This window comes from Methylobacillus draconifructus (genome assembly GCF_045984385.1).
Lineage (GTDB): Bacteria > Pseudomonadota > Gammaproteobacteria > Burkholderiales > Methylophilaceae > Methylobacillus > Methylobacillus flagellatus_A.
In genome coordinates this window covers 90,697-109,839 of sequence record NZ_JBJQIJ010000001.1, presented here as the reverse complement: position 1 = coordinate 109,839, position 19,143 = coordinate 90,697, and the positions used below count along the sequence as shown (strand labels likewise).

Below are 19,143 nucleotides of genomic sequence, written 5' to 3'. Positions count from 1 at the left end.
ATTCCCGCCATGCTAGACCGCCTCATCATTGAATTCGACAAAGGCCTGCGCACGCTGTTGGCCACGCCGGCCAGCCAGCGCCCACATCCAGGCGCCGCCCTGCCAGAAACGCTCACTGAGAAACAAGACAAGCGGCATGCCGCCGCCTTGATGCGCGTCAACCATACAGGCGAGATATGCGCACAAGCCCTCTACAGCGGTCAAGCCATTAGCGTGCGCAGTCCTGAAACAGCCGCCACGCTTCGTGCAACTGCACAGCAGGGGGCCGAACACCTGGCCTGGTGCGAAAAACGCATCAAGGAACTGGGTAGCCATACCAGTTTGCTCAATCCGCTGTTCTATGGCGGCTCTTTTGGCCTGGGATTGGATTGCTCGCAGGCGCGTTGGGAGACCGTTGGAGCCTAGGCTTCGCAGCGGAAAACGAGCGCCAGGCCGGCAATCAACTGACCCGCCATCTTGAGACATTGACCGCCGACGACCAAAAAAGCCGCACAATCATCAGCCAGATGCAAGCCGATGCGGCGGGCCATGCGCAGCAGGCGGCTATGCAAGGAGCAAACGGCCTCCCGTTCCCGCTCAAGGCAGGCATGCGCATTCTTTCCAACATCATGACAACGACGACTTATCATCTATGACGACATTCAGCGAAATACTGGCTAGCCTCGAGTCCAGCGACCATATCCAGAAAATCGAGCTGCTCGACATCAAGGGCAGTGCGGCAGGCACCATTGAGAACAAGCCGGGCAGCCAAGGCTCCGTGAAGGTATACCACCACCTTTACAAGAAATATGGCAGCATCAGCGTGGCCGCAGCCCGGGAAGGGCTGGAGATTTATGCCGAGCATACCGGCGACGCCGAAGCCAACCCGGGCAAACATCCCAATATTGATCGATTGTTCGACATCATCAAGAACGAACAGCCGCTCAACGTCAACATTATCTAGCCCCAAGCCCCGACCGGGGCTTTTTTGTTGCATCAATTCCCAAGATTGCCACAATTCCGCATTTCCAAAAATCCACAGATGTAAATTGTTGTTATTTTTCTTTGCAAATTATTCACATTACCAATAGCACTCATTATCATTTCACCGCTTTTTAATTCATCAGGGAAATGAATATATGCAACCTCGTTTTAAACTCCGTGCAGGAGTATTGGCACTGCTTTGCCTGTCAAACGGCAACATGTCTTTTGCAGAAGAATCCTTGCCTGAAATCCAGGTCAAGACTACTAGCGGCAATGAGCAACAGGCAACCGAACAGAGCAAATCATACACAGTCAAATCCAGCGCTACGGCCACCAAACTGAACACTACGTTACGCGAAACTCCACAATCCATCTCTGTGATGACGCGTCAACTGATCGATGACTTCAAACTAACTTCTATTAATGACGTACTCGACTTAAGTACGGGCATCAAAGTGGAGCGTGCAGAAACCGACCGGACCTATTACACCGCCCGTGGCTCGGATATCACCAACTTCCAGATTGATGGACTAGGCGTACCATTCCCAGATGGCTTGCTGATTGGCGACATCGACACTTCTGTCTACGATAGGATAGAAGTGCTGAGAGGCGCCAACGGCTTACTTTCAGGCACTGGCAATCCTTCCGCGACAATCAATTTCATCCGCAAACGTCCTACTTCAAGCTTCCAGGCGAAGGTCGACCTCACCGTCGGCTCATGGGACAAGCGCCGCATCGACGCCGACCTATCAGGCCCGCTCAATGCCGCAGGCAATGTACGCGGCCGTCTGGTATTGTCCAACCAGAACCGCCATTCCTATCTGGACCGCTATAGCCAAGAGCGTAACGTCGCTTATGGCATCATCGAAGCCGATATTACCGATAACACCACGTTAGCCTTGGGACATACTTATCAGCAGAACGACACGAATAGCCCAATGTGGGGTTCGTTGCCACTGCTTTACACGGACAACACCCGCCGCCATTATTCGCGTTCCGCCTCCACATCTCCGGACTGGAGCTATTGGAATACCACAAACAACATCACTTTCGCCGAACTGACTCACCTGTTCGACAACGGTTGGAAACTAAAGACCCAACTGACCCGCAAGGAAATGACCGGTGACGCCAAATTGCTGTATGTCTACATGAATGAAGACCGAGCTACCGGCACCGGCCTAATAGGTTGGCCTGGCGCCTATCGCGACTCTTATAAGGAACTGATCGCCGATATCTATGTTTCAGGCCCCTTCCTTCTGGGTGGACGAGAACACGAATTGGTCGTCGGCAGCAACTGGTCGCGTTCCACTTATGACGAACATGAAAAAGCGGCCTCTTATGGCACAACGGCCATCACCAGCTTCGATAGTATTGGCGACTTGCCGAAGCCGAACTGGATCCCCGGCGATTTTGGCAGTTTTGACATCAAGCGACTAAATAGCTATGCCGCCGTCAAGTTCAACCTCAGCGATCGCTGGAAGCTTACCGGCGGAGCCAACCTGCTGAGTTATGAGCACAGTGGGATCGCCTACGGCGAGGAACGCGAAACCAAGGCGCATGACAAGGTCACGCCCTATCTTGGCGCCGTCTTCAATCTCAATGACCAGCACTCGCTCTATGCCAGCTATACCGGTATTTATAATCCGCAAACCAAGCTGGATCGCAGCTTAACTCCAATCGCGCCGTTGCAGGGCAAGAATTTTGAGGCAGGTATCAAAAGCGAGCTGCTGCAACATTTAAATACGTCTTTCTCCATATTCAAGAACGAGCAAGAAAATTTGGCCCAGCAAGCCGGCACAATAGGGCCACGCACTATCTATGAAGGCATTGACGTCACTACCAAGGGTTATGAGTTTGACATTTCAGGCGAGGTAAGCGAACGCCTGAAGCTCAGTGGCGGCTATACCCGCTTGATGAGTGTCAAAGGAAAAGACGATCAAAATGTCAAACCCTATACTCCGAGGCAAATGCTCAAGCTCACTGCCACCTATCAGGTGCCTTATATTGAAAAACTCAAAATCGGGGCCAGCGTCAACTGGCAAGATGAAACACATGTGGACATCAACAATGTCCGTGTCAGGCAGGATAGTTATGCCCTCGTCAACCTGATGGCGAATTATGAGATTGACCAGCACTGGAGCGCAGCAGTGAACGTCTACAACCTAACTGACGAGAAATACCTCACCAGTCTGATGTGGGCGAATGGCGGTCAAAGTTACTACGGCGCCCCGATGAATGCCAGCGCCACTCTGACCTGGAAGTATTAACTAGCTAAGCTAAGTTTCTATAACAAAAAGCCCCGCAATGCGGGGCTTTTTATGTCTAGAGCCTGCCGGAAATCGGCGGGTGGTAAATGATCTGTACGTGAGTCCCAGCGGGATCGGCGCAATAGAAGCTTCTCGCGCCATCGCGATGGGTTTTGGGCGCCATGAGTATCTTGACGCCGTTGGCGACAAAATGGGCATGCCACTCGTCCACCAGCTCTATATGGCTGATGATGAAACCGATATGGTCGAGTCGCTGCTTGCCATCCATAGCTTCGTTGCTGCGGTGCAATGCGAGGTTGTCGTTGCCCGAGGTGAGATAGTAGTTATCGGGGTCGGGCTGCCACTCGACCTGCATGCCGAGGATGTCAACATAGAAATGCAGGCAGGCCTCGATATCCTGCACGAACAGGGCCACATGGCGCAGCCCTTGCATGCCCTGGGGTCGGCTCAAAGCTCGGCCTCTTGGATTTCGAAGTCGTGGGTGATCTCGGCCGCCTTGCCAAGCATGATGGAAGCCGAGCAATACTTCTCGGCCGATAATTTGACGGCGCGTTCCACCTGGGCCGGATTCAGGCCCTTGCCGGTCACGACGAAATGCACGTGTATCTTGGTGAATACCTTGGGGATTTCGTCCGCGCGCTCGGCGATGATCTCGGCCACGCAATCCGTCACGGGCTGGCGCGACTTCTTGAGGATGGTAACGACATCGAACGACGTGCAGGCGCCCATGCCGATCAGCAGCATTTCCATCGGTCGCATGCCCAGGTTGCGGCCACCGGCTTCCGGCGCGCCGTCGAGCACCACGGCATGACCGGTCTCTGACTCGCCCATGAAACAGACGTTCTCAATCCACTTAACACGTGCTTTCATTTTGCCTTTTGTCCCACTCAACCTAGATGGAAAAAACATCCACGGCCCATGCCATGGATGCCATTAGCAAGCGCTTACTTGACGCCCAGCAGCTCCACATCGAATACCAGGGTGGCATTAGGCGGGATCACGCCGCCGGCACCGCGCGCGCCATAGCCGTACTCCGGCGGGATGACGAGGGTGCGCTTGCCGCCCACCTTCATGCCGGCAAAGCCTTCGTCCCAACCGCGGATGACCTGTCCGCCGCCCAGATAGAACACGAAAGGTTCGCGGCGATCCACGGAACTGTCGAACTTGGCGCCCTTGCCGTCGGGTTTGCTGGGGTCGTACAGCCAGCCGGTGTAGTGCACGGTCACGTTCAGGCCGGCTTCGGCTTCACGGCCTTCACCTACCTGGGTGTCGATTTTCTGTAATTCGGTGATGTTGTTGCTCATTACGATTTTTTCCTTGTCACTATTGGTATCGGCTGAACAGCCACTCATGGCGAGTATGGCCAGCACGAACGCGCTTGCCAGCATGGCAATTGGTTTCATGGATTACTCCGATAGCAGGTTTACAACAGCAGCGCACTCGCCAAACACAGGCGCTTGCACGCGGCGCGAAGCCAGTATGATACCTAGATTATGCGGCCCTGTGCGGATCAAGGCTGCTGGTAGACCCAGTCGATGAGCGCATCCTGCGCCGCGCGCGAGGCGCTGGCCTTGGGATCGTTCACCATGATCACGGCTACCCAGCGCCGACCCCTGCGGTCGTGCACATAGCCCGCCAAAGCGCTGACGCCGTTGATGGTGCCGGTTTTCAGGTGCGCGCTGCCCCTGGCCTGGCTGTTGCGCAAGCGGTTGGCCATGGTGCCGTCCACCGAGGGGATAGGCAGTGCGGAAAGATATTCCGGCATCACCGGGCTGGCATAGGCCGCCAGCAAGAATGCCGCCATGTGCCGCGCCGTGATCTGCTCATCGCGCGAGAGTCCGGAGCCGTTCTCCAATATCAATTCAGGGAAATGCAGCCCCTTGCTGGCAAGCCACGCCTTGACGACGTGAACGCCATCGGCCTCGGTCGCCGGGCTGGCAACCCGCTCTGCCGCCATGGTCAGGAACAGCTGTCTGACCATGAGGTTGTTGCTGTATTTGTTGATGGTGCGGATGATTTCCGACAATGGCTGCGAGTCATGCGCCACCAAAAGCTGGGCGTCCTCGGGCAATGCGCCGTAACGCCACCCGCCGCGGAGCTTGCCCCCTAGCGACAGCCAATTGCTGCGGAACAAGCCATATGCGTATGGGCCGTCTTCCAATACGTTCAATTCCAGGGTCTTGTCACGGCAAGCCGAAGGGTAATCGCCCTTGAATGTCACTGCAACTTCATCGCCCAGCGGCTCCACCACGAACTGCAGCCGGCTTTTCCAATCTCCGCAATCACCGCGCACCAGGTTCAACTGGTTGTGAATATGGATTTCCGGCAATTCAGGATCGGCCTCGATGTTCAGCTTGCCTCCCTCGACGAGGAAATGGAACGAGGTGGACTTGATATTGACGGCAAACGCGTTGGGAACGGCGTTGTAGGGCGCATGCGGTTTGTCGTCGAATTCGGCGGCGTCATGGTAGCGCCGGGCAAAATAGCGGGTATCGAGCACGATATCGCCCCGGATGTCCTCCACGCCCGCCAATTGCAAGTCTTCCAGCATCGCCCGCATATCGGCGGCAAGCAGGTAGGGGTCGCCGCGCCCTTGAATGATCAGGTTGCCGTGCAAGACGCCGTTTTCCAGCCTTCCATCATGGTAGACCTCGGTACGCCAACGATAGGCCGGTCCCAGCAGCTCCAGCCCGGCATAGGTGCTCAGCAGTTTCATAGTCGAGGCGGTCTTCATCGGCCGGTCGCTTTGGTGATCCACCAATGGCGACGGCTGGTCGACACGCTGCACATAGACAGAGACATTCTCGGCAGGAATGCCGTTTTTCCTCAGCAACTCGCCGACCGGTTCCGGCACCGCGGCATGCACCAGCGTCCCAATCCCCAGCAGCAGACCTACCCAAAGCAACCTCATATGCTCTCCTCCAACGCAGCCAGGGCTTGTTCCAGCATCCAGTCCATCTCTTCCTCGCTGATGACATAGGGCGGCATGAAGTAGACCGTATTGCCCACCGGCCGCAATAGCAGTCCCCGCTGCAACGCCGCCTGGTAGAACCGCTGCTGGAAACCGGGCTGGCCCGGAATGGCGTCGAACGCCCAGATCATGCCGGTGTTGCGCAAGTGGACAATCGGCAGGTTTTGCCATGCCGCCAGCTTGTGGTTGAGGTAATCGGCCTTGCGGCGGTTGCTGTTCAGCGCATCCTGCTGCGCGAATATTTCCAGGGTAGCCAGCGCCGCGCTGCATGCCAGGGCATTGCCGGTGTAGCTGTGCGAATGCAGGAAGCCTCGCGCGACATTGTCATCGTAGAATGCGGCGTAGACGTCATCCGTGGTCTGCACGACGGAAAGCGGCAGGTAGCCGCCCGTGATGCCCTTGGAAAGGCAAATGAAATCAGGCTTGATGCCGGCCTGCTCGGTGGCGAACATGGTGCCGGTGCGGCCGAAGCCCACGGCGATCTCGTCCGCGATCAGGTGCACCCGGTAACGGTCGCACAATGCACGCAAGCGCTGCAGGTAGATGGGGTGATACATCGCCATGCCCGTGGCGCACTGCACCAGCGGTTCGACAATCACCGCGGCAATCGCGGCATGATGCTCAGCGATGTATGCCTCGGCTAGCTCCGCGCAACGCAACGCATATTGCTCCGCGCTCTCGCCCGGCTCCGCAAGCCGCCAATCCGGGCTGGGCAACGATACGGACTCGCGCAGCAAGGGCGCATAGGTATCCTTGAACAGGGCAACATCGGTGACGGAAAGCGACCCCAGGGTTTCGCCGTGGTAGCCGTTCTGCAGGCTGAGGAAGCGCGTCTTGCCGGGCTGCCCATGGTTGCGCCAGTAGTGGAAACTCATCTTGAGCGCGATCTCGGTAGCGGAGGCGCCGTCGGACGCGTAAAAACTGTGCCCCAGTCCGGTGAGCGCAGACAACTGTTCGGAAAGCCGAACCACGGGCTCGTGGGTGAAACCCGCCAGTATCACGTGCTCGAGCTGGCCCAGCTGTGCCGCGATTGCCTGCTTGATATGGGGATGGTTATGGCCAAACAGGTTGACCCACCACGAACTGACGCCGTCCAGGTAGCGCTTACCGTCAAAGTCCTCCAGCCACACGCCCTCGCCGCGCCTGACCGGCACCAGGGGCAGCGCTTCGTGCTGCTTCATCTGGGTGCAGGGATGCCAGACGGAAGCCAGGCTGCGCTGCAACAAGGATGCGTTACTGGTCGTCATGCGCTGGTTTAATGCAGGACGTAGGATGCCGCCTCGTCCGCCAATACAATACGATCCGTCGTCAGGCCCAGGTCCCAGGCGGCTTCCTGTGTCGCCAATTGCAGCATGCTGCTCAAGGCATGGCTCAATTCCGCTGTCAGCGCGATGCTGTAGACTTCCCCGGCCTGGCTATGCAGCTCCAGCATGGATTCGGTGTGATCCATGTGCACCAGCTTGCATTCCGCAATCAGTACCGGCGGCTCGGCGGTCGCCGGCTTGATGTCATGGTAGGCGCCAGAAAGGTTGATGCCCTGTATCAACGGCAAACTTTCCACCTCCTGGTTGAAATGCTCCAACAGCTCTTCGGCCGTCACGGCCAGGGTTTCATGCATGTTCACGGGGGAGAGCTCGCTATCCTGCAATAACCCCCACAGCACACGCACGATACGCCGCGTCAGCCAGGCATTAAGCTCTGCCGCATCAGCCAGGCTGATTTTGAGCAACATGCGATCCTGGTGGCTGCTGTAGCTCAAATGAAGCTGCTGGATTGCCACATCCTCAAACCCTTCCGACATTTACTGCTCCCTGCAAAACGACTCGATTGAATATGCAATTATAAGGCTTTAAACAACTCTTTACCGGATAATCCACGGAGCTCCCCGCAACGCGAGATGTCGCCTGGCCACACAATGGCCTGGCGGGCTTGATACGCCAGCGGTTCCGGCCGTGTGCCGACATCTATTTTCGAAATCAGGAAACCAATTTGAACCTCGGCAGTCGAACCGCTTAACTGCAAGAGCATTAAGTATTCCTGTTGCAATAATTTTTTTACCCATGCTAGGATGAATATCGCCTTGCATGTGTCGGGCAGCCCCGATGCATGTAATTGGTAACGATTGAACATAAGAAACGTAATGGAACAAAGATTAGATCCAACTGCCTTGAGAATTCGACTGATATTGCTGTCAGTCGTATTGTCTTTGCTCAGCTTGGCCTATATCTGCATGCAGCTGCCTGACGCACTCTACGTCACGGATGCCAACGTTGTTCAAATCGTCAAAGTCGAATCTTCTCCCACGGGAGGCGGCGAACCGCCTTCCACGTTAGCACTATCCTTCACCGGCTTCCTGCTCACCGCGCTTCTGCTCGTTGCCAGCGCACCGGTCTCCTGGACGCGGACAAGCAACACCACGGCAAAACGCCTTTATTTCTCCACCAACGCAAGACCCCGAGATCCTCCATCTCTTGCCTGAGAGCCGCTAACAAAATTCTTCTCTGGCGTCGTCGCTCTGCTGTCTTACCGTACTAGTTGTACTGTCTGCGGCAGAACGCCTAGCTAGAATCGTTGCACTGAATTTTGTTTGCGCCTCAAAGGGCATTTCCTGCCCACGCAGTATTTCCACCGGACGTTAACAATGCGATGAGATCGTATTCAGGCATAGGGCTGTTTTACCTAATGACTTGAATACCTCGAATACCACTGCAACGCATTGACATGCAAACGGCTTCATTCGCCATTGCCACGCCTCATGCTGCCCGGTATTCAGCAACGCTGACTGCTCCTGCGGAAATCCTGCCCGGCAACACCCCTAACTCACGCTGACCATTGCCCGCCCGACCCTGTGCGCTTGATGCACATGCGTCGCAAGGCCTTGCACGCGATGAATTCAGGACTTGACCTCTTTATTAACCGAGCATCGATCAATCTTATGATGAAAAAACTTTCTTTCGCCCTAGGCGTGATGGCGACGCTGCTGAGCGGCTGCCACCAGGCTGAATCCAACGAACCCCACGAACTGCCCAAGCTCAAGGTGACCTCGCCGCTGCGTCAGGACACCTCCATCGTGAAGGAATACGTTTCCCAGATCCGTGCCATCCGGCATATCGAGGTCCGCGCCCTGGAACGGGGCTACCTGCAAGACACGTTTGTCGACGAGGGGCAGCAGGTCGCCAAGGGGCAACCCATGTTCCGCATCATGCCCAACCTCTACCAGGCCGATCTGCAGAAGGCCAAGGCCGAGGCCAACATGACCAAGATCGAATACGACAACACCAAGGCGCTGGCGGACAAGAACATCGTTTCGCCCAATGAGCTGGCGCTTGCCAAGGCCAAGCTGGACAAGGCCAACGCCGAGGTCAATGTGGCGGAAACGCATCTCGGCTTCACCAATATCAACGCGCCTTTCACCGGCATCATGGACCACCTGGAAGCCAGGAACGGCAGCCTGGTGGATGAGGGCGACCTGCTGACCACGCTGTCCGACATCAGCAGGATGTGGGTGTACTTCAACGTGCCGGAATCCGAATACCTCGACTACGTCCAGAGCAAGAAGAATCACGCCCAGGACAAGGAAAAGGTGAAGCTGAAAATGGCGAACGGCGACGTGTTCGACCAGGAAGGCGTGGTCGAGACCATAGAAGCCGATTTCGACAACAAGACCGGCAACATCGCCTTCCGTGCCGCCTTTCCCAATCCCAACCAAGTACTGCGGCACGGCCAGACCGGCAGCATCCTCATGAGCATCCCCTACAAGGATGCCTTGCTGATCCCGCAGAAAGCCACGTTCGAGATTCTCGACAAGGTCTACGTCTACGTCATCGACAAGGACAACAAGATTCAGCAGCGGCTGGTCACCATCGATGCGGAGCTGCCCCACCTCTACATCGTCAAGGACGGCCTGGAAGCGAGCGACAAAATCCTGATCGAGGGCTTGAGGAAAGTCCATAACGGCGAGCAGATCGCCGTCGATTTCATCTCCCCTGACAAGGCCATGTCGGACCTGAGCCTTTACGCTGAATAACCCAACCAGGCGACGAGATCAATGCTGAATATTTTCATCAAAAGACCGGTCATGGCGATTGTATTGTCGCTATTGATCGTATTCATGGGGTTCTTGTCGATCAAGACCCTGCCCACATCGCAGTTTCCCGACATCGCGCCGCCGCGCGTGATCGTCTCGCTGGCCTATCCCGGCGCCAGCGCCGACGTGCTGGTGCAATCCTCGCTGATTACGATCGAGCGCGCGATCAACGGCGTGCCCGGCATGAAGTACATCGTGTCTGATGCGACGAGTGCCGGCGAAGCCACGATCCAGGTGATCTTCGACCTCGGCGTGGACCCCAACCAGGCCATGATCAACGTCAAGACCCGTATCGACCAGGTGATGAGCCGCCTGCCCGAGCTGGTGCAGATGGAAGGCGTGGTGGTCGAGCGCGTCCAGCCCAGCATGCTGATGTACATCAACCTTTACAGCAAGGATAAGCACGCGGACGAGAAATTCCTCTTCAACTACGCCAACGTCAACATCATTCCCGAAATACAGCGCGTCAACGGCATCGCGCAGGCCAAGATTCTCGGCAGCCGCCAGTACGCGATGCGCATCTGGCTCAACCCCGAGCGCATGCGCGCCTACAACGTCTCCACCGAGGAAGTCATGGAGGCGATCAACAGCCAGAGCGTGATCGGCCGCCCCGGCCGCCTGGGCCAAAGCTCGGGCATCACCGCGCAATCCAAGGAATACGTGCTGATCTACCAGGGCCGCTACAACAAGCCTGAGCAGTATGCAGACATCATCATCCGCGCTAACTCCGAAGGCGAGATCCTCCATCTCAAGGACATCGCCAAGGTCGAGCTGAACAGCGAGTTCTACGATATTTACTCCAACAAGGACGGCTATCCTTCGGCGGCCATCGTGCTCAAGCAGAACTACGGCAGCAACGCCACCGAAGTGATCGAGCATGTGAAGGAAAGAATGGAGGAGCTGAAGGCCTCCTTCCCCGAAGGTATGGATTATGAAGTCAACTACGACGTATCCAAGTTCCTGGATGCCTCGATCGAAAAGGTGATCCACACTCTGATCGAGGCGTTTGTCCTGGTAGCCCTGGTGGTGTTCATCTTCCTGGGCGACTGGCGTTCCACCCTGATCCCGATCCTGGCGGTGCCGGTGTCGCTGATCGGCACCTTCTTCGTCATGCAGATGTTCGGGATTTCGATCAACCTGATCACGCTGTTTGCGCTGGTGCTGGCGATCGGTATCGTGGTGGATAACGCCATTGTGGTTGTGGAAGCTGTCCATGCCAAGATGGAAACCGAGCACTTGACTCCCTACAAGGCCACCCAAAAGGTGCTGGGGGAGATCGGCGGGGCGATCGTCGCCATTACCCTGGTGATGACCGCCGTGTTCGTGCCCGTGGCCTTCATGACTGGGCCGGTGGGCGTGTTCTACCGCCAGTTCTCCATCACCATGGCAGCTTCCATCATCATCTCGGGCGTCGTCGCCTTGTCGCTGACGCCGGTGCTGTGCGCGATGCTGCTGAAGAACAACCACGGCCAGCCCAAGCGCAAGACCCCGGTCAGCCTGTTCATCAATGCCTTCAACCATGTGTTCGAGAAGGTGACGGGACGCTACACCCAATTGCTGGATATCGTCGTCACGCGCCGCATCGTCACCTTCCTCATGCTGGCCGCGTTCGCCGCCGGTACCTTCCTGGTCGACAAGACCTTGCCCGCAGGCTTCATCCCGGGCGAGGACCAGGGCATGGTGTATGCGATCATCCAGACGCCGCCCGGCTCCACGCTGGAAGTCACCAACAAGATCGCCCGGCAGTTGCAGGGCATCGCTTCCAAGGTCGAGGGCGTGCAGTCGGTATCTTCCCTGGCGGGCTACGAGGTGCTGACCGAGGGCCGAGGCTCCAATGCCGGCACTTGCATCATCAACCTCAAGGACTGGTCCGAACGCAAGCAATCCGTGCATCAGATCATCGAGGAGCTAGAAGAAAAGACCAAGGACTTCGGCGCCGTGATCGAGTTCTTCGAGCCGCCAGCCGTCCCCGGCTATGGCGCGGCATCGGGCCTGGCGCTGCGCCTACTCGACAAGACCGATAACACGGATTACCACGAGTTCGACAAGATCAACCAGGATTTCATGAAGGCGCTCGCCAAGCGCAAGGAGCTCACCGGCCTGTTCACCTTCTATGCGGCGAACTACCCGCAATATGAAATCCAGATCGACAACAAGCTCGCGATGCAGAAGAAGGTTTCGATCGCCAAGGCGATGGACAACCTGGACATCCTGATCGGCAGTACCTACGAGCAGGGCTTCATCCGCTTCAACAACTTCTTCAAGGTCTATACCCAGGCCGGGCCGGAATTCCGCCGCTACCCGACCGACATCCTCAACTACTACGTCAAGAACGAGGAAGGCGAAATGGTGCCCTACTCGGCCTTCATGAAGCTGAAGAAAATGCAGGGCCCGAACGAGATCACGCGCTACAACCTGTACAACTCCGCCACCATCCGCGCCATGCCTGCCGACGGCTACACCACGGACGACGCGATCAAGGCCGTGGAGCAAGTGGCGAAAGCCACCCTGCCGCACGGTTATGACGTCGGCTGGGAAGGCTTGTCCTTCGACGAGGCCAACCGCGGCAACGAGGCCATCATCATCTTCGGCGTCGTGCTGGTGTTCGTCTACATGGTGCTGGCGGCGCAGTATGAAAGCTTCATCCTGCCGTTGGTGGTCGTACTCTCGCTGCCCGCGGGCGTGTTCGGCTCGTTCTTCCTGCTCAAGGCATTGGGCCTCGCCAACGACATCTATGCCCAGGTCGGGTTGGTGATGCTGGTCGGCCTGCTCGGGAAGAACGCGGTGCTGATCGTGGAATATGCGGTGCAGAAGCATGCGCAAGGCCTCTCGATCAAGGATGCCGCGATCGAGAGCGCACGCGTGCGTTTCCGTCCCATCCTGATGACCTCGTTCGCCTTCATCGCCGGCCTGATCCCGCTGGTGATCGCTACGGGCGCGGGCGCAGTGGGCAACCGCACCATCGGCAGCTCGGCGCTGGGCGGCATGCTGTTCGGCACCATCTTCGGCGTCATTCTCATCCCTGGCCTGTACTACATATTTGCCAAGCTGTCCGACGGCAAATCGATGATCAGGAACGAAGAAGTCGAGCCTTTAACTGAAATCTATCACTACAGCAAAAACGATGATGACCAAGAATAAAGCCATTCAACTTGCCGTGTTGGGATGCCTGGCGCTCATGGTGCAATCGTGCGCCATCCCGACGATCACGAAAAAAGAACCGCAGGTCGCATTGCCGGAGCATTACAGCAGCGCGAACGATAGCGCTGCCGGCACCGGCAGCGCTGCCCGCGTCAACTGGAGGGAGTTCTTCGAGGACCAGCACCTGTCCGCGTTGATCGATACCGCCATTGCCAATAACAAGGAGATCAACATCCTCATGCAGCGCATCAGCGTTGCCGAGAACGAGATCCTCGCGCGCAAGGGCGAATACCTGCCCTCGGTCGGCATCGGCGCCACCGCCGAAACCGAGAAGACCGCGCGCTACACCCGCAACGGCGCGATCGAGGAAGGCCTGGAGATCAAGGAAGGCAAGCATTTTCCCAAGTATTTCGGCAATTACCAGTTCGGGCTGGTCGCCTCCTGGGAGCTGGATGTCTGGAAGAAGCTGCGCAATGCCACCAAGGTCGCCACCATGGAATACATGGCGTCGGTGGAAGGGAAGAATTTCCTCATCACCAACCTGGTGGCGGAGGTCGCCAATTCCTACTACGAACTGCTCGCGCTGGATAACGAGCTCGACAACCTGGACAAGAACATCGCGATCCAGGAAAACGCGCTGGGCGTGGTGAGGGAGCTGCAGCAATATGCGCGCACTACTTCGCTGGCGGTGAAGCGGTTCGAGGCCGAGGTCAACAAGAACCAGAGCCAGCGCTATGAGGTGAAGCAGAAGATCGTCGAGACGGAGAACCGCATCAACTTCCTGCTGGGCCGCACGCCGCAGCCGATAGCACGGTCTTCGGCTGGTTTCATGGAAATGAAGCCCAAGATGCTGGATGTGGGCATCCCTTCCCAGCTACTGGAAAACCGTCCCGACATCCGCCAGGCGCAACTGGAGCTGGAAGCCGCCAAGCTCAACATCGAGGTGGCGAAGGCAAACTTCTATCCATCCTTCGCCCTCAAGGCCGGGCTGGGGTTCCAGGCATTCAACCCGCGCTACCTGCTCAACATGCCTGAGTCGGTTGCAGGCTCGTTCGGCGGCGACCTCGTCGCGCCGCTGGTCAACCGCAACGCCATCATCGCGGCCTACAAGAACGCCAGCGCCGGGCAGATCAAGGCCGCGTTCGAGTACGAGCAGGCCATCATCAACGCCTATAGCGAAGTGGCAACCCAGCTGTCGAACCTGGACAACCTCGACAAGAACTACCAGTTGAAGAACAGCCAGGTCGACACCCTGACCAACTCGATCGAGATCTCCAACCAACTGTTCCAATCCGCCCGCGCGGACTACATGGAAGTGCTGCTGACGCAGCGCGACGCGCTGGAGGCGAAGATGGACCTGATCGAGACCAAGCAGAAGCAAATCATGGCAATGATCAACTTATACAGAGCGTTGGGAGGTGGTTGGCAATAGAGACTATCAAACGTACCGCAAAGCAAGCCCCAATATTAATTAATTGATTTTCAGGAGATTTATCATGAAACAGGCAATTTCGATTCTGACCTTCGCGTTATTGGCCTCCTCCGCACTGCTGGCCCAGGCGCAAGACGGCAACGCGCTGCTCAATGGCCAAGTGCTGGCGGCTGCCAATATCAGCCCGCTCAATGCCACTTTCGATGCGCGCATTGCGGAAACACAGGCGGTCGGCACATCCAAGAACGTGGCCCTCCTCACCAACAACCGCCCGCATCCCAAGTACGGCTTCAACATCAACCGCATCAATACCTCCGCCGAGCGGGCGGACCGCAACCTGGGCAAGCACTTCGTCTATGTGCTCCATCCCAAGAACGGCTTCCTGGTCAAACGCTACGTAGGTTGATCAAGTATCGATCAAGGGCAGACTGGTAAAAAAGCTCGAAACTCTGCACCCTCGGCCTGGTTCGATGAATTAGGCCTTTTTTTTGCATATTGGCGCAAGGCATCCAGACCGGCCGGACTCTCCATCAAGGCAGCTTAATTGTCTTGAGTACGGCAGAGAGCACCCCGGGGAATTTCTGCTCGATCTCGGCGAGCCGGAGGGAATTCAAGTGCTCCTTGCCGTCGATCACGGTTTCCACTAGCCCGGCGGCACGCAGGATCTTGAAATGATGCGACATGCTGGACTTGGGGCGGTTCAGGTCCAGTTCGCCGCACGTCATCTGCCGTCCCGCCTGCGCCAAGTGTCCGACGATCTCCATGCGGGCCGGATCTGAGAGCGCATACATGATGTCGGTCAGCTCCACTTGCTCGATGGCAGGATGTTTAATTTGTCTCATGGACAAAATTTATCATAGCCGTTACCATGTTTCCATAGTTCGAATATTTTGGAACTATGGAAACAAACCCTGACGCCATCAGGGAAATGCTTTCCCACCTACCAACCGTCGCTACTCAAAAGGAATGACAATGGCAGACCTATTTTCCTCATACCAGTTGAAAGATGTCGAATTAAAAAACCGCATTGCGGTGCCGCCCATGTGCCAATACATGGCGACCGACGGCCTGGCCAATGATTGGCATCAAGCCCACTATACTTCGCTTGCGCGTGGCGGCAGCGGCCTCGTGATCGTCGAAGCCACCGCCGTCGCGCCTGAAGGGCGCATCACCCCGCACTGCCTGGGGTTATGGAATGATGAACAAGCAGAGCAATTACGTACGATCGCGGCCGCCATCAAGGCTGCCGGGGCCGTGCCCGGCATCCAGATCGCCCATGCGGGACGCAAGGCCAGCGCCAATATTCCCTGGGAAGGTGACGACCACATTCCCGAAGGCGATGCCCGTGGCTGGCAACCCATCGCGCCCTCGGCCAAGGCATTCGGCGGCTTGCTGCCGCGCGTGCCGACCGCCATGAGCGTTGCCGACATCCAACGGGTGCAGCAAAACTTTGTCGATGCCGCCCGGCGCGCCGTCGCAGCGGGGTTCGAATGGCTGGAGCTGCACTTCGCCCACGGCTACCTGGCGCAGAGCTTTACCTCCATCCATTCCAACCTGCGTACCGATGAATACGGCGGCAATGCTGAAAACCGGGGCCGCTTCACGCGCGAAACCCTGGCGGCCGTGCGCAAGGTCTGGCCCGAAAACCTGCCATTGACCGCACGTTTCGGCGTGCTGGAATTCGACGGGCAGGATGAGCAGACCTTGAGCGAATCCATCCAGCTGGTCAATGACTGGAAACAGCTTGGCCTGGACATGCTCAGCGTCAGCATCGGCTTCAGCACCCCAGAGGCAAAGATTCCGTGGGGGCCTGCCTTCCTTGCCCCGATCGCCCAGCGCGTGCGCAACGAGGCCAATATCCCGGTGTCCTCCGCCTGGGGATTCGGCGCGCCCGACCTCGCCGACCAGGCCGTCCGCAACGAACAGCTGGACATTGCCATGATAGGCCGCGCCCATCTCGAGAATCCGAACTGGACCTACCAAGCAGCCAAGGAACTGAACAAGGAAAACCCGGCCTGGGTGCTTCCGCCTCCTTATGCCCATTGGCTGGCGCGTTACCACGACCCAAGACAACGATAACCATCCTCGCCATCCCGATCAGCCTACACGGCTCATCGGGGTGAGCGCGATAAGCTCAACCACCTCTTCCACAAAAGCCTGGGCCAGGCGGCATGTCAGGCACGCATGACATTGCGTATTGGCCTTGGCTTTTCTTCCCGGATGGGCAGATTCACCAACGCCGCCGCAATAGCCAGCACGATGTCGGCATACCACATCCACGAATAATCTCCATTCATGTACAGGGCGACCCCGCCCAGCCATGCCCCGAAAAATCCGCCGACCTGGTGGCTGAGCAAGGCCAGGCCGAACAGCGTGGCCAAATAGCGGGCACCGAACAGCTTGCCGATCAGCCCGGCTGTCGGCGGCACCGTTGAAAGCCAAGTGAAGCCCAAAACCGCTGCGAATAGATAAAAGGTCCATTCCGTCTTCGGCGCGAGCAGGTAAAAACCAATCGCCACCGCCCGCGAGGCGTACATCCAGAACAACAGCATTTTCATGCGCCGGGTCTGCCCGAGCCAGCCTGCGCAAAGGCTGCCGAGCACGTTAGCCAAACCGATGATCGCAATCGATGTCGCGCTGGTGGAGGCAGGCAGCCCGCAGAGATCAATCTCTCCGGGCAGGTGGGTCACCAGGAAAGCGATATGGAAGCCGCAGGTGAAAAACCCTGCATGCAGGCAAAGATAGCTGCGATCCTTGAATGCGATGCGCACCTGCTCTGCCAGGGTCATGCTGCCGGGTGGAGTAGCCGCCTGCCGGCCAGCTGCATCTTTCTTTTCCCTCAGCGGAATCGCCAGCAAAATAGCGCTCAGCGAAGTCGCGGCCAGCACCATGATTGCCGTGACCCAGTTGAATGCATGGATGAGCGCCTGGGCAAACGGGGCGAAAATAAACTGGCCCAAAGAACCCCCGGCATTGATCACGCCTGCGGCAAAAGACCGTTGTTCGCCGGGCAACCGTTGCGCCGCGGCTCCCATCAGGATGGAAAAACTGCCGGCACCCGCACCCACAGCCGTCAGGATACCGATGGAAAAAATCAAGCCGAACCCGGATTGCATGAATGGGGTGATTGCCAAGCCGATGGCGAGCATCACCGTCCCCAGCACGATGACCTTGAACGAGCTCACCCTGTCGGCCAGCATGCCGAAGAGCGGTTGGGCCACGCCCCAGGCCAATTGTGCAATCGCCATGGCCATGCTGACCGTCACGATCCCCAGGCCGGTGGATGTGTTCAGGGGCGAGACGAACAAGCCCAGGGATTGCCGGATGCCCATTGTGACCGCCAGGATGGCAGCGGCAGAGATCACCAATGTCCAGAACGTCCGCTTAGCGTTTATTTCCATCAACACCCACACTTTTGATTGATATGCTCGAGGCTGAGTAGAATACATGCGAACTGGCGATATGTGTTCGCCTTGCAGACTATCTGTGCAAATCATGGCAAATCATGCGCAATCTGGCATGATCAAGATTTCATGACTTCCCGCCCCACACAACGAGAAGGTCGGTATGCATAACCCTAGTGTATTCAAAGAAGAACGCCTGGACGTTCTATACCAGCTCATCACCGAGCACCCGCTTGCCACCCTCGTCACGTCGGGTGCGCAAGGCTTGATGGCCAACCTGGTGCCCTTCACGCTGCACGCGGATAAAGAAAATGGCGTCTTGCGCGCCCATCTCGCCAGGGGGAACAAGCAACTGGACGAACTGCGGGCAGGCGGCGAAGCCCTGGTGGTTTTCCAGGGGCCGCAATTCTACGTTACGCCTTCTTGGTATCCGTCCAAAGCGGAACACGGCAAAGTCGTCCCGACCTGGAATTACACCATGGTCCAGGTGCGCGGAACACCGCGCGTGATTGACGACCCTGACTGGCTGTTGGCCCAAGCCGGCCATTTGACCCAGCTCAACGAAGCCGAGCGCACTCAACCCTGGCATGTGGCGGACGCCCCGGAAGATTTCATCGCCTCGCAGTTGAAAGCGATTGTGAGCGTGGAGATTCCGATCCAGTCGATTGCCGGGAAATTCAAGCTGAGCCAGAACAGGCAGCAGCAGGACAAACAAGGCGTCATGCAAGGTTTCGAGGCCGAGCGAGGCTGTCCCGTCACCGGCTACTTTGCCGAGGAATAAAGGCGGCCATTCATACAAGCCGCGCGCGAATTACACCGCAAGAATTGGAGTGCTTGCGATTGAACCCGACGATATCCTTAGCATATGGACAGGATTG

General features: G+C 57.4%; 18 protein-coding genes and 1 pseudogene. 10 read left to right on the top strand and 9 right to left on the bottom strand.

Annotated features, from left to right (window positions below; translation table 11 throughout):
- The first annotated feature begins 9 nt into the window (after positions 1 to 9).
- The 3 genes and pseudogenes from coq7 to ACKF11_RS00575 all read left to right on the top strand — a co-directional run bounded on the left by coq7 (position 10) and on the right by ACKF11_RS00575 (position 3,230).
- Positions 10 to 635, top strand: a pseudogene (gene coq7 / locus ACKF11_RS00585) (2-polyprenyl-3-methyl-6-methoxy-1,4-benzoquinone monooxygenase).
- On the top strand, positions 632 to 943 hold the full coding sequence (locus ACKF11_RS00580) for a DUF2322 family protein (RefSeq protein ID WP_407995590.1): 312 nt from the start codon (positions 632 to 634) through the stop codon (positions 941 to 943). Before coq7 ends, ACKF11_RS00580 begins: the two are co-directional and overlap by 4 nt.
- Before the next feature lie 175 nt (positions 944 to 1,118).
- Positions 1,119 to 3,230: a TonB-dependent siderophore receptor gene (locus tag ACKF11_RS00575; protein WP_407995589.1), complete on the top strand. Its 2,112-nt coding sequence runs from the start codon at positions 1,119 to 1,121 to the stop codon at positions 3,228 to 3,230.
- Positions 3,231 to 3,285: 55 nt separating this feature from the next.
- On the opposite strand, the gene ACKF11_RS00570 is transcribed toward ACKF11_RS00575, so the two are convergent.
- The 7 genes from ACKF11_RS00570 to ACKF11_RS00540 all read right to left on the bottom strand — a co-directional run bounded on the left by ACKF11_RS00570 (position 3,286) and on the right by ACKF11_RS00540 (position 8,331).
- A complete protein-coding gene (locus tag ACKF11_RS00570; RefSeq protein ID WP_309565110.1) occupies positions 3,286 to 3,663 on the bottom strand; it encodes a VOC family protein in 378 nt (125 codons plus the stop codon).
- Between the two features lie 14 nt (positions 3,664 to 3,677).
- A complete protein-coding gene (locus ACKF11_RS00565) occupies positions 3,678 to 4,100 on the bottom strand; it encodes an OsmC family protein (RefSeq protein WP_407995588.1) in 423 nt (140 codons plus the stop codon).
- A gap of 74 nt (positions 4,101 to 4,174) precedes the next feature.
- Positions 4,175 to 4,633: an FKBP-type peptidyl-prolyl cis-trans isomerase gene (locus tag ACKF11_RS00560; protein WP_407995587.1), complete on the bottom strand. Its 459-nt coding sequence runs from the start codon at positions 4,631 to 4,633 to the stop codon at positions 4,175 to 4,177.
- A 107-nt stretch (positions 4,634 to 4,740) separates the two neighbouring features.
- Positions 4,741 to 6,141: a D-alanyl-D-alanine carboxypeptidase/D-alanyl-D-alanine endopeptidase gene (gene dacB, locus ACKF11_RS00555; RefSeq protein ID WP_407995586.1), complete on the bottom strand. Its 1,401-nt coding sequence runs from the start codon at positions 6,139 to 6,141 to the stop codon at positions 4,741 to 4,743.
- Positions 6,138 to 7,448, bottom strand: a complete 1,311-nt coding sequence (bioA, locus tag ACKF11_RS00550; RefSeq protein WP_407995585.1) for an adenosylmethionine--8-amino-7-oxononanoate transaminase — start codon at positions 7,446 to 7,448, stop codon at positions 6,138 to 6,140. The genes dacB and bioA overlap by 4 nt, the downstream gene beginning before the upstream one ends.
- 8 nt (positions 7,449 to 7,456) lie before the next feature.
- Complete coding sequence (locus tag ACKF11_RS00545) at positions 7,457 to 8,002, bottom strand: hypothetical protein (RefSeq protein ID WP_309564293.1); 546 nt, start codon at positions 8,000 to 8,002, stop codon at positions 7,457 to 7,459.
- Between the two features lie 38 nt (positions 8,003 to 8,040).
- Positions 8,041 to 8,331, bottom strand: coding sequence for a hypothetical protein (locus tag ACKF11_RS00540; RefSeq protein ID WP_407995584.1), 291 nt, complete (start codon positions 8,329 to 8,331; stop codon positions 8,041 to 8,043).
- Positions 8,332 to 8,341: 10 nt separating this feature from the next.
- On the opposite strand from ACKF11_RS00540, the gene ACKF11_RS00535 reads away from it, so the two are divergent.
- From ACKF11_RS00535 to ACKF11_RS00515, 5 genes are all read left to right on the top strand, one after another.
- On the top strand, positions 8,342 to 8,680 hold the full coding sequence (locus ACKF11_RS00535; RefSeq protein WP_407995583.1) for a hypothetical protein: 339 nt from the start codon (positions 8,342 to 8,344) through the stop codon (positions 8,678 to 8,680).
- A gap of 456 nt (positions 8,681 to 9,136) precedes the next feature.
- Positions 9,137 to 10,228: an efflux RND transporter periplasmic adaptor subunit gene (locus ACKF11_RS00530; RefSeq protein WP_407995582.1), complete on the top strand. Its 1,092-nt coding sequence runs from the start codon at positions 9,137 to 9,139 to the stop codon at positions 10,226 to 10,228.
- Between the two features lie 21 nt (positions 10,229 to 10,249).
- On the top strand, positions 10,250 to 13,429 hold the full coding sequence (locus tag ACKF11_RS00525; RefSeq protein ID WP_407995581.1) for an efflux RND transporter permease subunit: 3,180 nt from the start codon (positions 10,250 to 10,252) through the stop codon (positions 13,427 to 13,429).
- Entirely contained in the window at positions 13,413 to 14,861 is a 1,449-nt protein-coding gene (locus ACKF11_RS00520) for a TolC family protein (protein WP_407995580.1), read from the top strand. The genes ACKF11_RS00525 and ACKF11_RS00520 overlap by 17 nt, the downstream gene beginning before the upstream one ends.
- A gap of 64 nt (positions 14,862 to 14,925) precedes the next feature.
- On the top strand, positions 14,926 to 15,267 hold the full coding sequence (locus tag ACKF11_RS00515) for a hypothetical protein (protein WP_407995579.1): 342 nt from the start codon (positions 14,926 to 14,928) through the stop codon (positions 15,265 to 15,267).
- Between the two features lie 124 nt (positions 15,268 to 15,391).
- Here the strand turns inward: ACKF11_RS00515 and ACKF11_RS00510 are convergent, their stop codons facing one another.
- Positions 15,392 to 15,703, bottom strand: a complete 312-nt coding sequence (locus tag ACKF11_RS00510) for an ArsR/SmtB family transcription factor (protein WP_309564286.1) — start codon at positions 15,701 to 15,703, stop codon at positions 15,392 to 15,394.
- Positions 15,704 to 15,833: 130 nt separating this feature from the next.
- Between ACKF11_RS00510 and ACKF11_RS00505 the strand changes: the two genes are divergently transcribed.
- The gene (locus ACKF11_RS00505) at positions 15,834 to 16,940 is read left to right on the top strand and encodes an NADH:flavin oxidoreductase/NADH oxidase (RefSeq protein ID WP_407995578.1); all 1,107 of its coding nucleotides are present in this window, start codon (positions 15,834 to 15,836) and stop codon (positions 16,938 to 16,940) included.
- Between the two features lie 95 nt (positions 16,941 to 17,035).
- Here ACKF11_RS00505 and ACKF11_RS00500 read toward each other — a convergent pair whose 3' ends face one another.
- Positions 17,036 to 18,262, bottom strand: a complete 1,227-nt coding sequence (locus ACKF11_RS00500) for an MFS transporter (RefSeq protein ID WP_407994647.1) — start codon at positions 18,260 to 18,262, stop codon at positions 17,036 to 17,038.
- A 166-nt stretch (positions 18,263 to 18,428) separates the two neighbouring features.
- Here ACKF11_RS00500 and ACKF11_RS00495 point away from each other — a divergent pair, with 166 nt between their 5' ends.
- The gene (locus ACKF11_RS00495) at positions 18,429 to 19,046 is read left to right on the top strand and encodes an FMN-binding negative transcriptional regulator (RefSeq protein ID WP_407995577.1); all 618 of its coding nucleotides are present in this window, start codon (positions 18,429 to 18,431) and stop codon (positions 19,044 to 19,046) included.
- Positions 19,047 to 19,143 lie beyond the last annotated feature (97 nt).